The organism is Pseudomonas sp. BN417 (assembly GCF_029871205.1).
GTDB lineage: Bacteria > Pseudomonadota > Gammaproteobacteria > Pseudomonadales > Pseudomonadaceae > Metapseudomonas.
Genome location: NZ_SSOJ01000146.1, coordinates 48972 through 69296 on the forward strand (window position 1 = coordinate 48972; position 20325 = coordinate 69296).

The 20325-nt window shown below is 62.7% G+C and carries 18 protein-coding genes; 10 read left to right on the top strand and 8 right to left on the bottom strand.

Going from position 1 to position 20325, the window contains the following annotated elements; genetic code table 11:
* Positions 1-488: 488 nt before the first annotated feature.
* From tagQ to E8F11_RS22595, 4 genes are all read right to left on the bottom strand, one after another.
* A complete protein-coding gene (gene tagQ, locus E8F11_RS22580; RefSeq protein ID WP_348529789.1) occupies positions 489-1148 on the bottom strand; it encodes a type VI secretion system-associated lipoprotein TagQ in 660 nt (219 codons plus the stop codon).
* 21 nt (positions 1149-1169) lie between these two features.
* Positions 1170-1376 (bottom strand): hypothetical protein, encoded by a 207-nt coding sequence (locus tag E8F11_RS22585; protein WP_280291118.1) that lies wholly within the window; start codon positions 1374-1376, stop codon positions 1170-1172.
* A 94-nt stretch (positions 1377-1470) separates the two neighbouring features.
* On the bottom strand, positions 1471-3579 hold the full coding sequence (gene egtB, locus E8F11_RS22590) for an ergothioneine biosynthesis protein EgtB (RefSeq protein ID WP_280291119.1): 2109 nt from the start codon (positions 3577-3579) through the stop codon (positions 1471-1473).
* A 937-nt stretch (positions 3580-4516) separates the two neighbouring features.
* The gene (locus E8F11_RS22595; RefSeq protein WP_280291120.1) at positions 4517-5875 is read right to left on the bottom strand and encodes a PLP-dependent aminotransferase family protein; all 1359 of its coding nucleotides are present in this window, start codon (positions 5873-5875) and stop codon (positions 4517-4519) included.
* Between the two features lie 139 nt (positions 5876-6014).
* On the opposite strand from E8F11_RS22595, the gene E8F11_RS22600 reads away from it, so the two are divergent.
* From E8F11_RS22600 to E8F11_RS22630, 7 genes are all read left to right on the top strand, one after another.
* Entirely contained in the window at positions 6015-6419 is a 405-nt protein-coding gene (locus E8F11_RS22600; RefSeq protein ID WP_280291121.1) for a VOC family protein, read from the top strand.
* Positions 6420-6501: 82 nt separating this feature from the next.
* Complete coding sequence (locus E8F11_RS22605) at positions 6502-7131, top strand: LysE family translocator (RefSeq protein WP_280291122.1); 630 nt, start codon at positions 6502-6504, stop codon at positions 7129-7131.
* 120 nt (positions 7132-7251) lie between these two features.
* Positions 7252-8085, top strand: coding sequence for a PhzF family phenazine biosynthesis protein (locus E8F11_RS22610; RefSeq protein WP_280291146.1), 834 nt, complete (start codon positions 7252-7254; stop codon positions 8083-8085).
* A 108-nt stretch (positions 8086-8193) separates the two neighbouring features.
* Positions 8194-8769 (top strand): DinB family protein, encoded by a 576-nt coding sequence (locus tag E8F11_RS22615; RefSeq protein WP_280291124.1) that lies wholly within the window; start codon positions 8194-8196, stop codon positions 8767-8769.
* Between the two features lie 244 nt (positions 8770-9013).
* On the top strand, positions 9014-9745 hold the full coding sequence (locus tag E8F11_RS22620) for an AraC family transcriptional regulator (RefSeq protein WP_280291125.1): 732 nt from the start codon (positions 9014-9016) through the stop codon (positions 9743-9745).
* A 103-nt stretch (positions 9746-9848) separates the two neighbouring features.
* Positions 9849-10481 carry a LysE family translocator gene (locus E8F11_RS22625; RefSeq protein WP_280291126.1) on the top strand — a complete coding sequence of 211 codons (633 nt, stop codon included), beginning with the start codon at positions 9849-9851 and terminating at the stop codon, positions 10479-10481.
* Positions 10482-10608: 127 nt separating this feature from the next.
* Positions 10609-11034 (top strand): GNAT family N-acetyltransferase, encoded by a 426-nt coding sequence (locus E8F11_RS22630; protein WP_280291127.1) that lies wholly within the window; start codon positions 10609-10611, stop codon positions 11032-11034.
* 308 nt (positions 11035-11342) lie between these two features.
* Here E8F11_RS22630 and gabT read toward each other — a convergent pair whose 3' ends face one another.
* From gabT to glaH, 4 genes are all read right to left on the bottom strand, one after another.
* Positions 11343-12620, bottom strand: coding sequence for a 4-aminobutyrate--2-oxoglutarate transaminase (gene gabT, locus E8F11_RS22635; protein ID WP_280291128.1), 1278 nt, complete (start codon positions 12618-12620; stop codon positions 11343-11345).
* Between the two features lie 83 nt (positions 12621-12703).
* A complete protein-coding gene (gene gabD, locus E8F11_RS22640; protein ID WP_280291129.1) occupies positions 12704-14152 on the bottom strand; it encodes an NADP-dependent succinate-semialdehyde dehydrogenase in 1449 nt (482 codons plus the stop codon).
* 37 nt (positions 14153-14189) lie between these two features.
* Positions 14190-15440: an L-2-hydroxyglutarate oxidase gene (gene lhgO / locus E8F11_RS22645; protein ID WP_280291147.1), complete on the bottom strand. Its 1251-nt coding sequence runs from the start codon at positions 15438-15440 to the stop codon at positions 14190-14192.
* A 109-nt stretch (positions 15441-15549) separates the two neighbouring features.
* Positions 15550-16527 (bottom strand): glutarate dioxygenase GlaH, encoded by a 978-nt coding sequence (glaH, locus tag E8F11_RS22650; RefSeq protein ID WP_280291130.1) that lies wholly within the window; start codon positions 16525-16527, stop codon positions 15550-15552.
* A gap of 182 nt (positions 16528-16709) precedes the next feature.
* Between glaH and csiR the strand changes: the two genes are divergently transcribed.
* The 3 genes from csiR (at position 16710) to E8F11_RS22665 (ending at position 20237) form a co-directional block, all read left to right on the top strand.
* The gene (csiR, locus tag E8F11_RS22655) at positions 16710-17411 is read left to right on the top strand and encodes a DNA-binding transcriptional regulator CsiR (RefSeq protein WP_280291131.1); all 702 of its coding nucleotides are present in this window, start codon (positions 16710-16712) and stop codon (positions 17409-17411) included.
* 271 nt (positions 17412-17682) lie between these two features.
* Positions 17683-19011, top strand: a complete 1329-nt coding sequence (locus E8F11_RS22660; RefSeq protein ID WP_280291132.1) for an allantoin permease — start codon at positions 17683-17685, stop codon at positions 19009-19011.
* 50 nt (positions 19012-19061) lie between these two features.
* Entirely contained in the window at positions 19062-20237 is a 1176-nt protein-coding gene (locus tag E8F11_RS22665; RefSeq protein WP_280291134.1) for a hypothetical protein, read from the top strand.
* The last annotated feature ends 88 nt before the right edge of the window (positions 20238-20325 follow it).

Here is a 20325-nt window from a genome sequence, read left to right on the forward strand (position 1 = left end):
TGTCAACACCTCCTTTTTCCAGCTTCATTCGCCAGCGGCGAACCTTGCGAAGCGGAACCTCCCAACACCCTCACCAATCACTCAACTCATTGATTATCAAGGAGTTTTGCTTGGCGACTCTGCCGGAAGAGGTGCGCATTATAGGGATGCCAAAACTGCCGTCAACACTTATTTGAAAACTTTCTGTCATCCCGCCCGTAGGGGTGCACAACTGCCTCCCTCTCTATATAGAAGGACACGCAATTCCCTCCCCACGCCAACGGCGATTTGCCACTGGAACTCCAGGGCCAGCACCAGGATCACCTGTACTGAGGCTGGCGCCGCGCAAAGCGGTCTGGAGCCAAAGAGCCCCAGCACTGCAAGGTTGCACCTAGGGCGGGGGAAGCGCCCGGCGCCTGCCCTCCCCTCCTTCCAGTAATTGCTCAAGCAACAGTTGCGCTACACCGAACCAGACGGGCGCAGCCCCCGCCCGGAACAACTGGCAGGCATCACACGCTGGAGCACTGCTCGGCGCCCCAGTCGCCAACGTCCGGGTTGTTGCAGGCACTGGAGATCATGCTGGTGCCACGGGAGGTCACCTGCTTGACGTGGCTGCGCTTGGTGTCGGCCTGTTGCAATTTGACCTCGGTGTCGACGGCTTCCTTCGGCACCTTCGCCGTCGCCGGCTTGCTGGTCTTCGCCTTCGCCACCTGGGAGACGCTGCTCTGGCGCTGCACGCCGATCTGCTGGAGGTCCTTCTCGTAGGCCTGGGTGCAGGTGTCGATGTTCTCACCTGCGCGGCCATCCACCGCCGTCATCAGGGCGTTGGTTTCCTTCAGGCCGCTGATGATTTCGGCGAAGCGCTTCTTGCCTTCCGCTTCGGTCATCTTGCCGGCCTTGTGCGCTGCCTGCAGTTTGGTGAATTCCCGTTGGTAGCAATCCTGCGCGGCCTTGGCGTAGGTGATGCTGCGGTCCATGTCGCCGACGCTGTTGTCGATGTCCGTCCCATAGGAGGCAATGCGCGCATGGTCGTCGGTGATCTGCTTCTGCCGCCCGGTGTAGTAGCCGACGGCGCCGCCGACCACCGCACCGGTGGCCGCGCCGATCAGGGCGTTGCGCGCGGCGTGATCGCCGCCGGTCAGGGCGCCGGTCAGGCCACCCCAGAGCAGCGCCTTCCACCTCGTCCCGCTTTAGAAGCCGACGCCGATCACATGGATCGCCAGCAGCACCAACAGTGCCGCGCCTATCCCGTAGTGCCAGCGCTTGAAGCGCAGGTGATGGCGCCACAACCGCTGGCGTAGCGGCGCCAGGCTGATGGGTATCAGCATCAGCAGCAGGGTGGCGAGGGTGCCGGCCAGCATGGGCGTGGACGCCGACGGCAGCAGGTAGTCCAGCACCAGCGACTCGCGCTGATCGCCAGTAGTACGCGGTCGCCATCATGGGACGGTAGCCAAGCATTGCTGGATGCGTGAGTCGCTGGCCGGGCGGGGTTCAGGCCTCGAGCACAAAAATGCCCACCTGCGGATCCGGACTCAGCCAGTGACGCCCCAGGTGCCAGCCGGACTCGGCGGCCAGGTCCGCCACCTGCGTCAGGCTGTACTTGTGCGAGTTTTCGGTGTGCAGGCGCTCTCCGGCGCGGAATTCGAAGGTGCAGCCGGCCGCATGGACCCGCTGGCTGCGGCGGCTGACCAGGAAGATCTCCATGCAGCTCCGCTCAGGGTTCCAGCGCGCCAGGTGATCGAAGGCGTCAAGGTCGAAGTCGCCTCCCAGTTCGCGGTTGATGCGCGCCAGGAGGTTCTTGTTGAACTGTGCGGTGATGCCGTCCGCGTCGTCGTAGGCCGCTTCCAGCGTGGCGACATCCTTCTGCATGTCCAGGCCGAGGATGAAACGCGACTCTCGTCCCAGGTAGCGACGCACCGAACGCAGGAAGCGCCGGGACTCCTCCGGGGTGAAGTTGCCCAGGGTGGATCCGGGAAAGAACGCGACCCGCGGGCGCCGTGCGGCGTCCGCCGGCAGGTGCGGCAAGTGGGTGAAGTCGCCCACCTGGGGCAGCACCCTCAGGTCGGGATAGGCGCCCTGGAGCATGGCGGTGGCCTTGCGCAGGGCCGACTCGCTGATGTCGATGGGCAGGTAGAGACCGATCTGCGGCGCGGCATCCAGCAGCAGCCGCGTCTTCAGGCTGGCGCCGCTGCCGAACTCCACCAGCGCCGCTCCCCGGGGAATAACAGTGGAGAGCTCGGTGGCGATTTTGCGCAGCAGGGCCGTCTCGGTGCGGGTGGGGTAGTACTCCTGCGTATTGCAGATGGCCTCGAACAGCTCCGAGCCCACCGCATCATAAAAATACTTGGGCGGCAGGCTCTTGGCCGGCGCCGACAGGCCGGCGCGCACGTCCTCGGCGAAGGACTCGCGCTCGCTCACCGCCTGGCCGGCCACCACATCCCGCGCCAGGCGCAGGCCGGAGAACATCCAGCGCTGGGCCGGATAGAAGAAGTTGCGGTAGCTGGGCCGGGCATGGCCGGCAGGGGTGATGCTGGCGCCGCCGCGCAGCACCATCTGGCTCACCATGAACTTGCCGTTGTACTCGCCCACCGCATCGCGGGACGGTCGGAAGCCGGGATAAGGCGCATAGGCGCTGGCGGTCCACTGCCAGGCGCAGTCCTCCACCTGGCCGAGCACCCCAGCGCGGGCGGCCACTTCCCACTCCGACTCGGTGGGCAGGCGGGCATCGAACCATGCAGCGAAGGCGCAGGCCTCGTAGAAGCTGATATGAGTGACCGGCGCGGCCAGTACCAGTGGGTGCAGTCCGCCCAGGCCCATCTCCATCCAGGCTCCGTCCCGTTGCTGCCAGTACATAGGCGCCTGCCAGCCGTCTTCCTGCACCCGCGCCCAACCTTCGGAAAGCCAGAGGTCGGCGCGCCCGTAACCGCCCGCCTCGATGAATTCCAGCCACTGGGCATTGGTCACCAGGCGGTCGCAGATCTGGAACGGCTGCAGGTACACCTTGTGGCGCGGCCCCTCGTTGTCGAAGGCGAAGCCCTCGCCGTCATGGCCGATGTCCACCAGACCGCCGGGCAAGCCGACGAAGCGGCCCTGGCGGTCACCGCTGGGCTCGCGCCAGCGTTCGTTATAGGCCGGGCGCAGGGGAGAACGGCTGAACAGGTGCAGCAGGTCCATCAACAGCAGCTCCTGGTGCTGCTGCTCATGGGCCAGGCCCAGTTCCACCAGAGGCAGCGCCTCGTCAGGGGCATCCCGCAGCAGCACCTGCATGTGCTCGTCCACATGGCGCCGGTAGGCCAGCACCCGCTCCAGGCGCGGCCGGGTCAGCAGCCCCCGCTCCGGGCGTGGCTGGCGTGGCCCGAGGGCCTCGTAGTAGGAGTTGAAGAGATAGGCGAAGCCGGGATCGAAGACAGGGTAGCCGGGCAACCGCTCCCTCAGCAGGAAGGTCTCGAAGAACCAGGTCGTATGGGCCAGGTGCCACTTGGCGGGGCTGGCATCGGACATGGACTGCACCACCATGTCCTCTTCGCTGAGGGAAGCCACAAGGGATTCGCTGTGGCGGCGTACTTGCAGGTACTGGTCCAGCAGTGCGGTGCTGTTCATCGGCGTCTCTCTGCAGCGCTGTTGTCAGGGCTGTTGGATGCGCGGAATACAGGCGTCCGGGCATTCGATGCGAACGACACGGATCGTCACCAGGCGGGGGCATAAAAGTTCTGATGCACAGCGGCCGGGGAAAGTTCGGCTCGTTCGCACCATGGCCGGCATCAGCGCCAGGGACGCTGACGATAGGCGGCTGCGAGCCCTATCCACTTGCCCCTTCGGAAGATGCGTTCACTGCCTTTCCGGGCTTGGCCTACAGCCGCCATTCAGAAGGATAGGCCGTGCGAAGCGATACCCCACCGCGGGCTGATGGATAACCTGTCCTTTCATCAGCACCGCCCCTTGCCCCGCCCTCCCCGCGTACCGAGGCCGCAGCCCGTCACGGTCAATCCCGTGGCCCGATTTGACAGCCCGAGTAGTAGGCGCGATTGAGCCGCTCGGTACCTGCGAAAAACGGCGGACGTTTTTGCAGGTCCTTTGTATGCAAGCAGTTCTTACTGCAACGCTCCATGGCAGATCGCGGGGAGACCCTCGTGGTCTGCCGGTTCCTACTAGGCCGCTGCGAAGAACTGGAACTGGTCAACGAAACCGTACCGCTTCGGCCACCCCGAACGCTGCGCCCTCAGCCAGTGGATCAGCGACGAAGTCGTCCCCACCCTCCACGACCACTACCACACCCCGGACGCCAGCCCGCAACGGGCCTTCATGACCTGGGCGAAGCAGCGCATCGGCGTGGTGAAGTGGCAGGGCTGCAGTCCACTCGGTAACCGCCCCTATGCAACGCAGCAGCAAGTGCATCAAGCGCTGCTGCGATGATCAGCGCCAGGTTGTACTCGTGAACCATGAACTGCTCCTCCCTGGAGTTCGCTCCACATCCGTTGTGCTGCTGATCCTATCGCTACTCGACAAGACAGGTGCCTGTTCGCGGTCTCGCCAGACTTCATGCAACCGAGACAGTCTTGTTCCTCATAAGCCTTGCCAGGAGTGTCAGTCCTTCCGTCAAGTCTTCGAAGGGCGGGCCGCCGAGACAAAGGCGAATTCCGGCCGCCTGGTCACTAGGGTCGACCAGGACCGATTCGGGGGCCGTCACTCTGATGCCAACCGAGGCGGCCGCTGTCGCGAAGCGATCGGCAGCGTCGCGCGGCATCGGTAGCCAGACGTGAAAGGCATCCGGATGCGAAACAAGCTCGACCGCGCCGAGGAGCGAAGTGGCCAGGCTCGATCTGCGGCGCGCTTCATGGCGCAAGTCCTGCGGGATGGATGCGATGACGCCACTGGATAGCCAGTCCTCCACCACGGCACAGGACAATGGCGCCGGAGCCATGGGGACGTCTTGCAAGATTTCTTGCGCCGCGGCAGTCATTCCCGCCGGCAGCGTGAGCATGCCGATCCTCAATCCGGGACCGAGGGACTTGGACAGCCCATTGACGTGGAAGACTCTCTCGGGAGCCAAGGTCGCGAGTGCAGGCGCAAGTGGCGGTCCCAGTGCGTAGACGCCATCCTCGATGACCCAGGCACCCGACCGCCGGCATACATCGACGATAGCCTGCCTTCGTGCCATGCCCATGGTTGCCGTGGTCGGGTTATGAAGCGTCGGTGTGAGATAGACCGCTCTGCTGGCGGTAGATGCGACGCCATCGAGGGCATCTGCGAGCGCCTCCGGCACCATCCCCTCCGCGTCGATCTCGACGCCTTGCATCCGATACCCTTTGCGCCGGGCCAGGGCAATCGCACCGGGATAGGTGACTCTTTCTGTCAGGATCACCCCGTGAGGGCCACAGGCGAGATCGAACGCCAGTGAAATGGCCTGGCGGGCGTTGCTCGTCAGCACCAGATTCGACGGATCGACCGTTACACCGAGCGTTTCAAGCCAACGGGCCAACAGACGTCGATGCTCCAGATGCCCGGCGGGTGGCGAGTAGAGATTGAGATGGTCTGCGTCGATCTTCCGCGCGACCCCAGCCAGGGTCCGCGCCAGCAGACGGGCGGTAAGCATCGCCGGCGGCACATTGGACGAGAGATCGATCTCCCGATCCTCATGCGCCTGAAAGATCGCCACGAACGTTCCCCTGCCCTTGACGCTGCGCACCAGCCCCCGCCGCTCGAGGGCTGCATAGGCTTTTGTCACCGACCCCAGGCCGATTCCCAGTTGCCATGCGAGATCTCGATGGGCAGGCAGGCGGTCGCCCCCCTTCAGTCGTCCCTCGATGATGTCGTCGGCCAGAGCCAGTACCAACCGCTCGGCGACGCTCGCTTCGACCTCCGCAAGGCGCGGCGTCCAGGGCGATTGAAGAAGCATGGTTTCCGTCCAGATAGATTAATAGTGTCGCGTGACACTATTTAAATAGATCAGAAGTGTAACGTGCATTAGGGTTGTTTGCGAAATTCAACTGTTTCTCGAGCAGCCTCACAACGATGACGGGGCAACGGAGGGTCGGATGTTCAGCCATGTGACTGTTGGCGCGCGGGATCTGGAGCGCGCTGGCCATTTCTATGATGCCACCCTCGCTCCGCTCGGCCTGAAACGCCGCGCTGTCGTACCGGATGGCGGGCCTCCGGCGTTGTGTTGGGTTACAGGTACAACAGCGCTGCCACGCTTCTATGTCTACATCCCCCACAACGGCGAGCCATCGACAGTTGGCAACGGCAGCATGGTCGCTTTCCTGGCCGCCTCGGAACAGGCTGTGGAAGCTGCCTACACTGCGGGCCTTGCGAGTGGCGGGACGGACGAAGGATTACCTGGACCGCGTCCTCACTATGGCGATGGCTATTTCGGCGCGTATCTGCGCGACCCCGATGGGAACAAGGTTCACATCGTCTATCGCGGAGACCTCCAGGAATGATGAAGAAATCCCACGCCTTGGAGCGGATTGGATCGCCGAAACCATTGCATATGTTTCGGGATACGCTCTGGAGGATGTCTCAATGATCGGCAGTCCGCTCGCACTCGCCTTTGGCACTTATTTCCTGGCCGCTGCCAGTCCGGGGCCGAGCAACATGGCGATCATGGGGGCGGCAATGCGTGATGGGCGCACACCCGCCCTCATCCTGGCGTCCGGTGTCATGACAGGCTCGCTCTTCTGGGCGATGCTGGCGGCGACCGGTGTCTCCACCTTGCTGGCCACCTACGCCAAGGCGCTTTTCGTCATCAAGGTGATCGGCGGTATCTATCTGCTCTATCTAGCAATGCATGCAGGCAGGTCCGCCATGCAGCCGACCTCGGACTTCACCAGCGTGGATGCCGGACGGGCAACCCGACGCTATCTGCCGCTGTACCGCCAGGGTGTCTTCATGCATATCGGGAACCCCAAGGCGATCATGTCCTGGATGGCGATCATGTCGCTGGGACTCCGGGAGGACGCCCCCAACGGCACCTTGCCAGCGATCATAGGTGGCTGCGCTTTGCTTGGGATCATCATCTTCGGTGGCTACGCCATCATCTTTTCGACCGCCCGGATGATTGCTTTCTACACCAGGCTTCGACGCTGGATTCAAGGGCTTTTCTCTGCGCTGTTCGCCGTCGCGGGATTGAAGCTTCTGGTATCGCCAAACTGATGCCCCGGCGTGCCGAAACCGATAGTCGAAGCGATTGATCTCGCCCCCTCATCAAGGCTGATCGGACTTGCCCGTGTCGTCACGAACGTAAGGAGTAGTGTTGTGAACTGTGTGATTCAGATGATCGACGTTTTCGGCGCCGAACCTCTTTCCGGTAACCCGCTGGCGGTAGTCATGGGTGCCGACGTGCTGGAGACCGATGAAATGCAGCACCTGACTCGCTGGTTCAACCTGTCAGAGACAGCCTTTCTGCTATCGCCCACGCATCCGGAGGCAGACTACAGGGTCAGGATTTTCACACTGGAAAGAGAAATGCCTTTTGCCGGGCACCCGACATTGGGCAGTTGCCATGCCTGGCTTTCGACTGGGCGGGCGCCGATGAAAGAGGCGGAAATTATCCAGGAGTGCGGCGTTGGACTCGTTACGATTCGCCGTGATCAAGGACTGCTTTCCTTTGGCGCGCCACCGCTGATCCGTTCCGGCCCTCCCTCGAAGGAAGAATTGTCCGAAGCGGTTCAATTTCTGGGAATTGGGACACGCGAGGTCGTCGATGCCGCCTGGATCGACAACGGCCCCGGATGGCTGGGAATCAGGTTGGCTTCGGCAGAGAAAGTGCTTTCCCTGAATCCGCAACGAAGCTGGCCTCGCAGAATCGATATCGGCGTGGTGGGGCCTCATTCCCGTGGTGATGCTGCATTCGAAGTTCGTGCCTTTTTCAGCGATCACCTGGGCACTACTGTCGAAGACCCTGTCACGGGAAGCCTCAACGCCTCACTGGCGCAGTGGCTGTTCGCCGCGGGCGTGGTCAAGGAAGCCTATATCGCCGCCCAAGGCACTCGCCTCGGTCGTAAAGGGCGCATTCATGTGGCTCGCGATAACGCCGGCCAATTCTGGATCGGCGGCAAAACGCACACACAGGTTACCGGCCGACTTCAGGGGTTCCTTGAGTGTTAGGCATGGTGCATGCCGCATAGATGACAGGGTCGGTCCACGCAAACACTGGGCAGTGTTTTGAAGAAAGTCATCTATTCATCAATTGTGTTCAATCAAGGACTTATAAGCATGTCTTCGGCTCCGGAAAACCAACTTGCAACTCACGGAACCGCCCTCCCCGCTGTTCTGTCTGCGTCCGCCACGGACACTTTGAAAATGTTGGTACGCTACAAATCCTGGGCGAATGAGCTGACGTTCAAAAGCGTGATGAACCTGCCGGATGGCGAGGCGCTTCGCCCCAGGCCGACGCGCTTTGGAAACATGGTTCATACACTCAACCATATTTACGTGGTGGACGATATCTTCAGACACCATCTGCAAGGCAAGAAGCATCACTACACTTCCCGCAACACCGAACATCCGTCTCCGTTGGGCGACCTCTGGAACGCGGTTCAGTCAATGGACCACTGGTACATCGAACTCGTCGACACCTGGTCGGTCGAGGACCTGTCCAAAGTCGTCCATTTCGAGTTTGTCGGAGGGGGAAAGGGCGTCATGACACAGGCAGAAATCGTGTTGCATCTGGTCAATCACGCCACCTATCACCGCGGATTCGTCGGCGACATGATGTATCAGATTCCCTTTACGCCACCTTCAAACGATCTTCCGGTATTCATCAGGGATCACTATCGCAAGGCTCGATGAGCCTATGCCGCAATGATGAGGAGCATCCCTGGGCTGCCGGCCCCCACGCTCGCTGAGCGCGTGATTTTGCCGGCGGCATGGGGCGGCAGCTTTTTTTCAACAGAATCGGCCAGAAGCGGTCCCTCCGGTTAGGCCCTGCCGATTGGGGCTAACTGCAAGCTCCACTCTTTACCTGACTTCACAACCAGGTTCTACGCCACCAAATTGCCTTGGTCTTATTGGGCTATGTATAAGACAGAGGTCAATGGACGGTAGCGACAACATGGCGGCCACACTTTCGATTCGGTCTTATACGTTCGTTTCTCATACCCACTCGCATGACCACCATCAACTGGTTCTACCTCTGGTGGGAATCGTCGATATTCATACTGGCCGACACGAGGGGCGAGCAGCACCCGGACAGTGCATTATCACGCTCGCAGGACACGAGCACCGTTTCGCTCCTGGCAAAGGCTCCTGCTTTCTTGTTGCCGACCTGGATGAGCTGCCATCCAGCATGCAGTCTTTGCAGGATTCCTTTGTCAGGGTGTCTGAATCGATGCAGGCATTTTGTTTCTTTGCCCAGAAGCAACTTGAACAGTGTGTAAGCCCCGTTCTGGAACGGAGTATGGGCGAATGGTTTGTGCAGCTCATGTGCGAGCAGACCTTCCTGCCGACTATGGATCCCCGAATTGCAAGGGTCGTGGAATCTTTGGAAAAGGATCTCAGCGTATCTCCCTCGCTAGCCGAACTGGCTTCTGTGGCCTTCCTCAGTGTCAGTCAACTGAAATCGCTGTTTAAGAAGGAGACGGGCAAGACCACTGGCGAGTACTTGCTGACACTCCGCATGAACAAGGCAAGGGCTTTGCTGGTTCATACCGACTACCCGGTCAGCCTGATTGCCAGCCAGGTGGGCTACCAGGATCTATCGGCCTTCAGCCGTCGCTTCGCCAGCCACTTTGGTTATCCGCCCAGAAAGCTGCGCTTCAAGCAGTAGCAATAGCGGCTTTTAGCCACACAGAATCGGCTTTTCGGCAAACTCGGAATGCTCGTTGCGCGGTACGTTGAAGGGGTACCTGATACAGCCGGAGCCCCTAAAAATGCTGGAGTCATCGATAGTCGTATTCATCGCGACCTCAATGCTGATCATCCTTTCACCCGGCCAAGACATGGTCCTGGTGCTTTCCCACTCAATTGCCCGCGGCTCGAGTGCGGGCGTGATTACCGCTGCTGGCGTCGGTACCGGTTTGCTGGGGCATACGGTTCTGGCGGGCTTGGGACTCGGCGCCTTGTTGCAGGCGTCTGAGCTGGCATTCAGCATCATGAAATATGCCGGTGCAGCCTACATGCTGTATTTGGGCATCAAGGCATTTCGGGCACCGCCAATTGACCTTGCCAGTTCGACCAAGGCGAAGGGAAATCTGCACTCGCTCTTCTTGAGGGGCGCTTTATCCAACATAAGCAACCCCAAGATTGCGATCTTCTACTTCGCTTACCTGCCACAGTTCGTGAATGTGGATAACGCACATCCGACCGAGGCCTTATTAGCATTGGGGGCTACCTTCGCGATGCTGACTTTCGTGGTGAAGATGCCGATTGGATATTTTGCGGGGACGTTATCCGGAAATATCCAATCACGCCCAGCGGTTCAGGTTTGGCTGAATCGGACATGCGGTGGTGTGCTGGTGGCGATGGGCTTGCGCCTGGCTACGGGAAGTCAATCCGTAGCTTGACGAGGGAACATGGTTGGCATCCGGGGAAAGAGCGGAACTCCCAGCCGTACATCGCGACCTTCACCACGATAATAAGTTTGAAGGCTTAACCTCTCCATATCAGTGCAAGTATCCAAAGGATTGGCGAATGAGTACTCGTATCGAAATGACGGTAAACCCAGGAGAAGATGAGCGCTCGGCTATCCTCAGGCCCTTGCGGGCTCATAACTTTTCTCAAGCGGGTGATCCAAAACCAGAAGCAATCGCCCTGCTAGTCCGCGATGAGCACACCAACGAAATCATTGGCGGCCTTTATGGTGAGATATTTTATCGTTGGCTATTCATCGAGTTGCTAGCCATACCTGAGCAAACGAGGGGACAAGGCACAGGCTCACGCCTGATGAACATGGCTGAAGACGTTGCGCGTGAAAAAGGCTGCGTCGGAATCTGGCTGGATACCTTTGATTTTCAAGCGCCAGCGTTCTACCAAAGGCATGGTTTTACCGAATTTGGTCACCTCGATAATTTTCCCCCAGGGCATAAGCGCTTCTTTTTCCAGAAACGATTAGTCTAACGTACTGTTTTTAAAAGCCTTTACCGACAGGCCTACAACGTCTCCGCTCACGGACACGCCGAAGGGTTGGGGTAAGAATCTCGTTGCCATGGGGATCCGCTTGCCAGGGCTACAAATGGTGTTCACTTGAATAGGTGGAACAGCGTGACCAGCCAGATCACCGAGTTGGCGGCCCTGGTGATCTGTTTGCCGGCGGCATCGCCGGTATCCGCGATCACCATTCGCGGGACGGAAAAATCCCGCCCCGCCCGGGACGGTGAGCCGGGCAGGTGCGGGTGAGCCAGGGACCAGGGGTGACGCTCTTAAACTCAGGAAAGCTCGTCGAAGCACTCGCCGATGATGGCCAGGCCGCGCTCCAGGTCGGCATCGCTGACGGTCAGCGGTACCAGGATGCGCAGGACGTTGTAGTAAGTGCCGCAGGACAGCAGGATCAGGCCCTTCTCGCGCGCCTTGGCAACGACCTTGCCGGTGAGTTCGGCGGCCGGCTTGTTCAGGTCGCCACCCTCGAACAGTTCCACGGCGACCATGGCGCCGAGGTTGCGCACGTCCACCAGGCTGTTGTGGCGCTCGCCGATCTTGCGCAGGCCGGCGGTGAGGATTTCACCCACGGATTTGGCGCGATCCAGCAGCTTCTCGCTCTCGAAGGCCTCGATCACCGCCAGGGCGGCGGCGCAGGAGATGGGGCTGCCGGCGTAGGTGCCGCCCAGCCCGCCCGGGGCCACGGCGTCCATGACTTCCGCACGGCCGGACACACCGGCCAGGGGGAAGCCGCCGGCGATCGACTTGGCGAAGGTGGTGAGGTCGGCGGCGACGCCCATCTGTTCCATGGCGAAGAAGGTGCCGGTACGGCCGGCGCCGGTCTGCACTTCGTCGGCGATCAGGAGGATGCCATGCTGGTCGCAGAGCGCGCGCAGGCGGGCCATGAAGTCCTTCGGTGCGACATTGAAGCCGCCCTCGCCCTGTACCGGCTCGAGGATGATCGCGGCGATGTCGCTGGGGGCGGCGTCGTTCTTGAAGATGCGCTCGAGGCTGGCCATGGCCTCGTCCACCGAGACACCATGGATGGCGTTGGGGTACTGGGCGCGGTACACGCCGCCCGGCATCAGGCCCATGCCGGCAGAGTACGGCACCACCTTGCCGGTGAGGCTCAGGGTGTACTGGGTGCGGCCGTGGTAGGCGCCGGTGAAGGCGATCACACCATTGCGGCCGGTGGCGGCGCGGGCGATCTTGATGGCGTTCTCGACGGCTTCGGCACCGGTGGTGACCAGCAGGGTCTTCTTCTCGAAGCGGCCCGGCACCAGTTGGTTGATCTTCTCGGCCAGGGTCACGTAGGGCTCGTAGCCGAACACGTGGAAGCAGGTGTGGGTCAGCTTGGCCAGCTGTTCCTGCACGGCAGCCATCACCTTCGGGTGCAGGTGGCCGGTGTTCAGTACGGCGATGCCGCCGGCGAAGTCGAGGTACTCACGGCCTTCGACATCCCACACGGTGGCGTTCTCGGCGCGCTCGGCGAAAACCTGGTGGATCTGGCCGACGCCACGGGGAATGGCGGCCATGCGGCGTTGTTGCAGGCTCTGGTTGGTGTTCATCTTTACTCCGGTATCGCAATCGCCCCACACGGGAAGCCGCCGCAGCGGCTGCCCATGCAGGAAAGGTGGGTAATCCGCCGTGCTTACACGCCGATGCAGAGGTACTTGATTTCCAGGTAGTCCTCGATGCCGTACTTGGAGCCTTCGCGGCCCAGGCCCGATGCCTTGACGCCGCCAAAGGGCGCCACTTCGTTGGAGATGATCCCGGTGTTGATTCCGACGATGCCGTACTCCAGGGCCTCGCCGACGCGGAATACGCGAGCCAGGTCGCGGGCGTAGAAGTAGGCGGCCAGGCCGTATTCGGTGTCGTTGGACATGGCGATCACTTCGGCCTCGTCCTTGAAGCGGAACAGCGGCGCCAGCGGGCCGAAGGTCTCTTCCTTGGCCACCGCGGCATTGTTCGGCACGTCGACCAGGATGGTCGGCTCGAAGAAGGTACCGCCCAGGCTGTGCGGCTTGCCGCCGGCAACGACACGGGCGCCCTTGGCTACGGCGTCCTCGATGTGCTCCTGCACCTTGGCCACGGCCTTGGCGTCGATCAGCGGGCCGGTGGTGATGCCGGCTTCCAGGCCGTTGCCGATGTTCAGGCGGGCCACGGCGGCCTTCAGCTTGTCGACGAAGGCGTCGTACACGCCGTCCTGCACGTAGAGGCGGTTGGCGCAGACGCAGGTCTGGCCGTTGTTGCGGTACTTGGAAACCAGTGCGCCTTCCACGGCGGCGTCGAGGTCCGCGTCGTCGAAGACGATGAACGGCGCGTTGCCGCCCAGCTCCAGGGACACCTTCTTGATGTCCTTGGCGCACTCGGCCATCAGCTGGCGGCCGATCTCGGTGGAGCCGGTGAAGGTCAGCTTGCGCACGATGGGGTTGCTGGTCAGCTCACCGCCGACTTCGGAGGCAGAGCCGGTGACCACGCTCAGCACGCCTTTCGGGATGCCGGCGCGCTCGGCCAGTTCGGCCAGGGCCAGGGCGGAGTACGGGGTCTGGGAGGCGGGCTTGAGCACCATGGTGCAGCCGGCGGCCAAGGCCGGGCCGGCCTTGCGGGTGATCATCGCCGAGGGGAAGTTCCACGGGGTGATGGCGGCGGTGACGCCGCTGGGCTGCTTGATCACCATCAGGCGCTTGTCGGCCTGGTGGCCGGGGATCATGTCGCCATAGACGCGCTTGGCCTCTTCGCCGAACCACTCGAGGAAGGACGCCGCGTAGGCGATCTCGCCACGGGACTCCACCAGCGGCTTGCCCTGCTCCAGGGTCATCAGGCGGGCCAGGTCTTCCTGGTTCTGCATCATCAGCTCGAACCAGCGGCGCAGCTTGTTGGCGCGCTCCTTGGCGGTCAGCGCGCGCCAGGCCGGCAGCGCCCGCTCGGCGGCCTCGATGGCGCGGCGGGTCTCACTGGCACCCATCTTCGGCACGCTGCCGATCAGCTCGCCGGTGGCGGGATTGTTGACCTTGAGGGTCTGGCCGTTGTCGGCATCGACCCAGGCACCGTCTACATATGCCTGCTGGCGGAACAGGCTGGAGTCTTTCAGTTGCACGCTTGTCATCCTCTGGTGGGGTGGCGGTGACGTCGGCTCAGCCGGCGGCCCGCTGGTTGTTATGGGTGGCTGGCTTCAGAAAACTGGTGCCGGATGCGGCGATCTGTTCGCGGACCTTGTCGACGATATGGGCGCCGATGGGGATGGCCGAGGTGGCGGCCGGCGACGGCGCGTTGCACACGTTGACGCTGCGCGGGGTGTTGACGAAGAGGAAGTCGTCGATCAGCTTGCCCTCGCGAGACACCGCCTGGGCGCGCACGCCGGCCGGGTATTCGGTGAGGTCGGCCTTGGTGATGCTCGGGCAGTACTTCTGCACTTCCTTGAGGTAGCCGCCCTTGAACAGGGAGTTCTTCATCTCGATCAGGCCCGGGCGCAGGTTCTTCGCCAGCACCTTGAGGATGCCGGGGGACGTCAGGGTCTCGAACAGGTCGGAGAGGGAGATATCGGACTTGCGATAACCCTCGCGCTTCATGGCCAGCACGGCGTTGGGGCCGACGGTGACGGTACCGTCGATCATCCGGGTCAGGTGCACGCCGAGGAAGGGCATGGACGGGTCCGGGATCGGGTAGATCAGGTGGTTGACGATCTGGTTGTGCTGCTTGGGCAGCAGGTAGTACTCGCCACGGAAGGGGCAGATGATGAAGCTCGGCTCGATGCCGAGCATGCGCACCACGCGGTCGGCCATCAGCCCCGAGCAGGTGATGAGGTAGCGGCTGCGGAACTCATCGGTGCGGGTGCGCACCACCACTTCGTCGGCGCGCTCGTCGAGGCCCGTGACTTCGGCGCTGAAGCGGATCTCGCCACCGGCGGCCTGGAACTCGCGGCCCATGGCGGCGGTGACTTCGGCATAGCTGACGATGCCGCTGGAGGGCACGAAGATGCCGCCCATGCCGACGATGTTCGGCTCTCGCTCGCGCAGCTCGGCGGCGGACAGCCAGTAGCGCTCCAGGCCGTTGGCTGCGGTGCGCTCCCAGAGCGCCTTCATGCGCTCCATTTCCAGCTCGTTGGTGGCCACCAGCAACTTGCCGCACTCGTCATAGCGGATGCCGTGCTTGTTGCAGAAGGCCTTGGTGGCCTTGTTGCCTTCCAGGCAGAAGCGCGCCTTGAGGCTGCCGGGGGTGTAGTAGACGCCGGCGTGGATCACGCCGCTGTTGTGGCCGGTCTGGTGCCGGGCCGGGCCGGATTCCTTTTCCAGGAGGAGGACCTTGGCATCCGGGTAAACCTGCATCAGCTGCATGGCCGTGGACATGCCCACGATACCGCCGCCGATGATGATGAAATCGTACACAGCCATTACCTCGCGCTTTCCGGTGGGCTGAAGCCCACCCTACGGCCGAACATTTGCGTCAGGCACGACGAAGGGCCGCCCGTGGCAGCCCTCCATCGTGATCCATTGATTATTGACCACGCAGGTAGCGGGGTTTCTGGTAGCTGATGTAACCGCGCTGGCGCATCAGTTCGCGGCGCAGGCCCTCGTGGGGGATGAAGCGGTCGCGGCCGTGGAGCCAAAACAGGTTGTTGATCAGCAGGAAGCAGCCTACCGGCACCGGTACCGACAGCTTCTGCGCGCTGCCTTCCAGGGATTCGGACAGGGCGTTCAGCCAGATGCCTTCTTCGAAGTTTTCCGGCTGCACGAACTGGTCGATGTAACGCATGGTCGGGCGGCCTTCGGCGTCGGTGTCGAAAACGGGGTGAAACACGTCCTCGCTGACCTTTTTGCTCGGCGGCGCCGTCCAGCGCATGTCGCGACGGGCCAGCGGGTGGCGGAAGAACTCGTCGCACTGCTCCCAGTCGTCCAGGTGCAGGATCAGGGAGTTGCCGCCTTCCATGTTCTTCTCGTCTATCTTCAGCATCAGCACGTAGTCGGTGATCTGGTTCACGAAGGTGCCGTCGTTGTGCAGCTCCATGACACGGTGCGGCTGACGCAGGTAGCTGTCGGAGTTGTCGGTGTTGACCACCACGAAGCGGGCGTAGAACTGGCCGCTCATGGCGTCGTAGTTGGAACGGCCGATCAGGTGGGCGCAGGCGGTGGTGAATTTCACCATGTCCTCGGCCTGGCTCACGTCATCCAGGCCTTCTGGCTTGATCAGCATGCCGCCGGAAGCGCGGCTGAGGATGGTGTTCAGCAGGACCGGGCGCAGGGTGCCTTCGCACAGCTCGTCGAGGATCTGGCCAACGCGGAAGCGCAGGAACGACTTGTATTCCAGCGCCTGCACGGGCCACTCGCCCGCCGCCTTGACGAAGGCCTCCACCGTTTCGCGGGCGAAGGTCAGCACGAGCAGGCGCGGCGACTGCTCGGAGGGCGCGACGGTGAACCCGCGGGTTTCCAGCGGCATCGGCATCACAAGGTCCTCGATCTTCGTAAAGGCGTTCATGGCGGTTTCCTGGCAAAGAGGTGGTAGGCAGCGCCCGGATCAGGCGGGCGAGCAAAAAATATCGCCACAATCAAAAAATGTCTACATTTTCGAAAAACAAAAATAAAACACTCGTTTGTCTATTGTTTTTCGTCCATCAGACGTTTCGGTATGATCCGTGAAACCCTTTGAGGAACAGCACCTTGGAAGCACTCGCCCCTCGTCAGAACTCGGCTTTCAGCGGGTATGAGTGGCTCAAGCAGGACATCATCCGTGGCGTGTTCAAGCCCGGGGAAAAGCTGCTGATGAGCGCCCTGAAGGAACGCTACGACCTGGGTGTGGGGCCGCTGCGCGAGGCCCTGTCGCAACTGGTCGCGGAAAAGCTGGTGGTCGCCATCAGCCAGAAGGGCTACCGCGTGGCGCCCATGTCCCTGGAAGAGATGAGGGACATCTACGACGCCCGCGCCAACCTGGAGGCGATGATCGTTGGCCTCGCCATCGAGCGCGGCGACGATGCCTGGGAAGCCTCGGTGCTGGCCCAGTCCCACACCCTGGCCAAGGTGATGGAGGTGAAGACCCGCGAGCAGCGCCTGGATGTCTGGGACGAACGCCACAAGGCCTTCCACACCGCCATCGCCGCCGGCTGCGGGTCCAAGCACCTGCTGCAGGCGCGCACCTACCTCTTCGACCAGGCCGAGCGCTACCGCCATCTCTGGCTGACCCAGACGGTGTTCTCCGAGGAAGCCCTCGAACTCAAGCGCCAGGAGCACGCCTCGCTGGTCGAGGCCATCCTCGCCCGGGACGCGAAACGCGCCAGCGAGATGATGCGCACCCACCTGATGACCCCAGTTCCGATCATCGCCGAGATCATGCGCGTGGGGGGGATGGGCAGCCCGGCCCGCTGACCGCGTCGCCCTGTTCTTCCTGTAGGATCGCCCCAGCTTCGGCTCCGCTTTTTCTTGTGGGAGCGATTTCAATTGCGAAGCAGCCCGCAGGGCTGTCCCGGTGGGCCCAACCGCGCGTTGCAAACACGAAATCACCTGCGATGCAAAGCCACGGCCCGCCCCTCCAGTACACCCAACCGCAAAAACTCATACGCCAAACGCAAATCCAGACCGGCCGGTTTTCCTTACCGTCTTGGAGCCTCTCACTCCAACAACAAGAAGGGTCAAGGTCATGGCTGGTGCACTTTCCAACAAACAATCATCCCCTGAGCAACCGGTACCGGACTCGCAGCGGCTCGGCCGCGGCTCCCTGACCATGGCCTGGTGGGGCATCTGCAGCGCGATGTTCTACCTGGTGGTGGCCGCCGCCCTGGCCATGGGCTACGGCACCCTGAACGCCATCGTCGGCCTGGTGCTGTCGGTGCTCAGCTACGGCGCCATCAACGCCGCCATCGCCCGTCACGCCATCGCCAGCGGGCTCTCGGTGGCGCAGTTCTCCCAGGTACTGTTCGGCAGGACTGGCGCGGCCCTGGCCACGCTGATCTTCAGCGCCACGGCAATCTACTACAGCGTCTTCGAGGGCTCGGTGATGGCGGTGGCGTTGCATCACTACCTGCCGGGCTTCGAGCTGCACGTCGCATTCCTCGTGGTGGTGGCCTACAGCGTGCTGCTGATCTTCGGCAATGCCATGCGCTGGCTCGACAAGCTCAACGGCGTGCTGCTCCCCTTCTACCTGCTCGGCCTGGTGGCGGCGGTGGCGATGGCCATCGGCGAGTACGGCTATTCCTCCGCCTGGCTGGCCATGGCGCCTGAAAGCGGGCCAGTGCCGAACGGCTGGTGGAACTGCTTCACCTACTTCATGGGGGTCTGGGTGCTGATGATGTACACCTGGGACTACGCCCGCTTCGGCCGCCAGGAAGACAGCCGTTACCACGCCCGCTTCAACTTCGGCATGCCCTTCTACGTCGTGGCCTTCCTGCTCAACGGCCTGGTGGGCATCTTCCTGGCCGCCACCATCCCCACCGAGGGCGGTCTCTCCGAGGTCTCGGTGGTACTGGCGATCGTCAAGCTGATGGGCCTGGCCGGCCTGCTCTTCGTCTGGATCAGCCAGACCCGCATCAACACCGGCAACTTCTTCCTCGCCGCCACCAACCTGCAGGCGTTCTGCACCCTGCTTGGCCTGTCCCAGGTGCCCTACGCGGCCTCGGCGCTGCTGACCGGCGCGCTGGTCTACCTGCTGATGCTGTTCGACGTGTTCAGCTACATCCTCCAGGCGCTGGCCTATCAGAGCCTGTTCATCGTCGGCTGGGTTGCCATCGCCCTGGCCCACCTGCTCGGCACCCGCACCGACCGCTACCGACTCGACAAGTTGCCCGCCCTGCGCGCCCGCGGCCTGCTGGCCTGGGCTCTGTCGGCGGCGGTGGGCATCGGCCTGCACCTGTCGGGTGACGCAGCCCTGGCCACCGCCTCGGCGCCGGCCGCCTTCATCACGGCATTCCTCGGTTACCTGGCGGCGCCTCTGCTGCTGCGCCGCGCCCAGCCCCAGGGCGACCCGGGCTGATACCCGGCCGCCCCCCCCCCGCAACCACAAGAACAAATCCGGAGCGGACCATGTTCCTGCAACACACTCGGCTTACCTCGTTTTTTGCACTCTTGCTCGCCATCGGCCTGGCCCAGCCCGCCGACGCCGTGGAGATCACCGACGACCTCGACCTCGGCGGCGCCATTCGCGGGCGTCTGGACTACGACCCCGACCGGGACATTTCCAAGTTCAGCTTCGATACCTTCTTCCTAACCGCCGACTACCACTCGGACAGCTGGATCGCCGCCGCCAAGTACCGCTTCTACGGCGATGCCTACCCCTTCGAATACACCGACAAGGTGGGCGACATCGCATTCGCCGAGTACGCCTGGATCGGCTACCGCTTCACCCCCGAAAAGCAATTGCAGATAGGCCAGACAGCCATTCCCTTCGGCCTGCTGCCGTGCTTCGGCAGCACCTTCTTCGAGACCCTGGGCAGCGTGATCGGTCTGGAAGACACCCAGGACATCGGTTTCAAGTACCTGGCCAGGCACGGCGACTGGGACCTGCGGGCCGCGTACTACCCGATTCCCGCCGAACAGGGCCGCGGCACCAGCCGGGGCGGGCGAACCTACGGCACCAGTGTCGCCACTGCCGACGACTACGTGGTGGACGGCAGCGACAACCACGAGCGCGACATCCTCGTCGGCCGCGTGGCGCGGACCTACCAGGCCGACGGCTGGAGTGGCGAGCTGGGCGCATCCTTGCTGACTTCCACCCTGGAGAACCAGGACACCGACCGCGACGGCCATCGCCGCGCCGCCGCCCTGCACGCCACCGCGCAGCATGGACCCTGGGGCTTCCAGGTCCAGGCCGCGCGCCAGCGCATGAGCCCGGAAAACCCCGGTGACGATCGCCTGGTGAGCTTCGGCAGTTTCGACGGCACCTTCAACGTCGCCGCAAAGGGCAACCTCTACGTGGCGGACGTGAGCTACAGCGTGCCGCGACAATACGGTTGGCTGTCGGGCATCAAGTTGTATGCGAACTACAGCCTGTTCGACAAGGACGAACGGGACTTCCAGGACTCCCAGCGCTTCATCGCCGGCACCTCCTTCACCCTCGGCCCGCTGTGGATCGCCCTGGAATGGCTGCACGGCAGGAACGACCCGTACATCGGCGGCAGCAGCTACACCCAGAGCCTGGGCGCGGGCGGTACGGACCAGTGGGAGAACCAGCTGTACAGCAATGTCGGGTACTACTTCTGAGGCAGGCGGGGGCAGCGGTGCTGCCCTTGGCGAATGAATTCGCCCCTACAAGGGGGCTCACCCCAGGCTCGGCGCCGCTTTTCCCTGT

Coding starts and splice junctions, on each gene's coding strand:
- egtB (WP_280291119.1), bottom strand. CDS start 3,579: ATGAACAGCACCGCACTGCTGGACCAGTACCTGCAAGTACGCCGCCAC.
- E8F11_RS22595 (WP_280291120.1), bottom strand. CDS start 5,875: ATGCTTCTTCAATCGCCCTGGACGCCGCGCCTTGCGGAGGTCGAAGCG.
- E8F11_RS22600 (WP_280291121.1), top strand. CDS start 6,015: ATGTTCAGCCATGTGACTGTTGGCGCGCGGGATCTGGAGCGCGCTGGC.
- E8F11_RS22605 (WP_280291122.1), top strand. CDS start 6,502: ATGATCGGCAGTCCGCTCGCACTCGCCTTTGGCACTTATTTCCTGGCC.
- E8F11_RS22610 (WP_280291146.1), top strand. CDS start 7,252: ATGATCGACGTTTTCGGCGCCGAACCTCTTTCCGGTAACCCGCTGGCG.
- E8F11_RS22615 (WP_280291124.1), top strand. CDS start 8,194: ATGTCTTCGGCTCCGGAAAACCAACTTGCAACTCACGGAACCGCCCTC.
- E8F11_RS22620 (WP_280291125.1), top strand. CDS start 9,014: ATGGACGGTAGCGACAACATGGCGGCCACACTTTCGATTCGGTCTTAT.
- E8F11_RS22625 (WP_280291126.1), top strand. CDS start 9,849: ATGCTGGAGTCATCGATAGTCGTATTCATCGCGACCTCAATGCTGATC.
- E8F11_RS22630 (WP_280291127.1), top strand. CDS start 10,609: ATGAGTACTCGTATCGAAATGACGGTAAACCCAGGAGAAGATGAGCGC.
- gabT (WP_280291128.1), bottom strand. CDS start 12,620: ATGAACACCAACCAGAGCCTGCAACAACGCCGCATGGCCGCCATTCCC.
- glaH (WP_280291130.1), bottom strand. CDS start 16,527: ATGAACGCCTTTACGAAGATCGAGGACCTTGTGATGCCGATGCCGCTG.
- E8F11_RS22660 (WP_280291132.1), top strand. CDS start 17,683: ATGGCTGGTGCACTTTCCAACAAACAATCATCCCCTGAGCAACCGGTA.
- E8F11_RS22665 (WP_280291134.1), top strand. CDS start 19,062: ATGTTCCTGCAACACACTCGGCTTACCTCGTTTTTTGCACTCTTGCTC.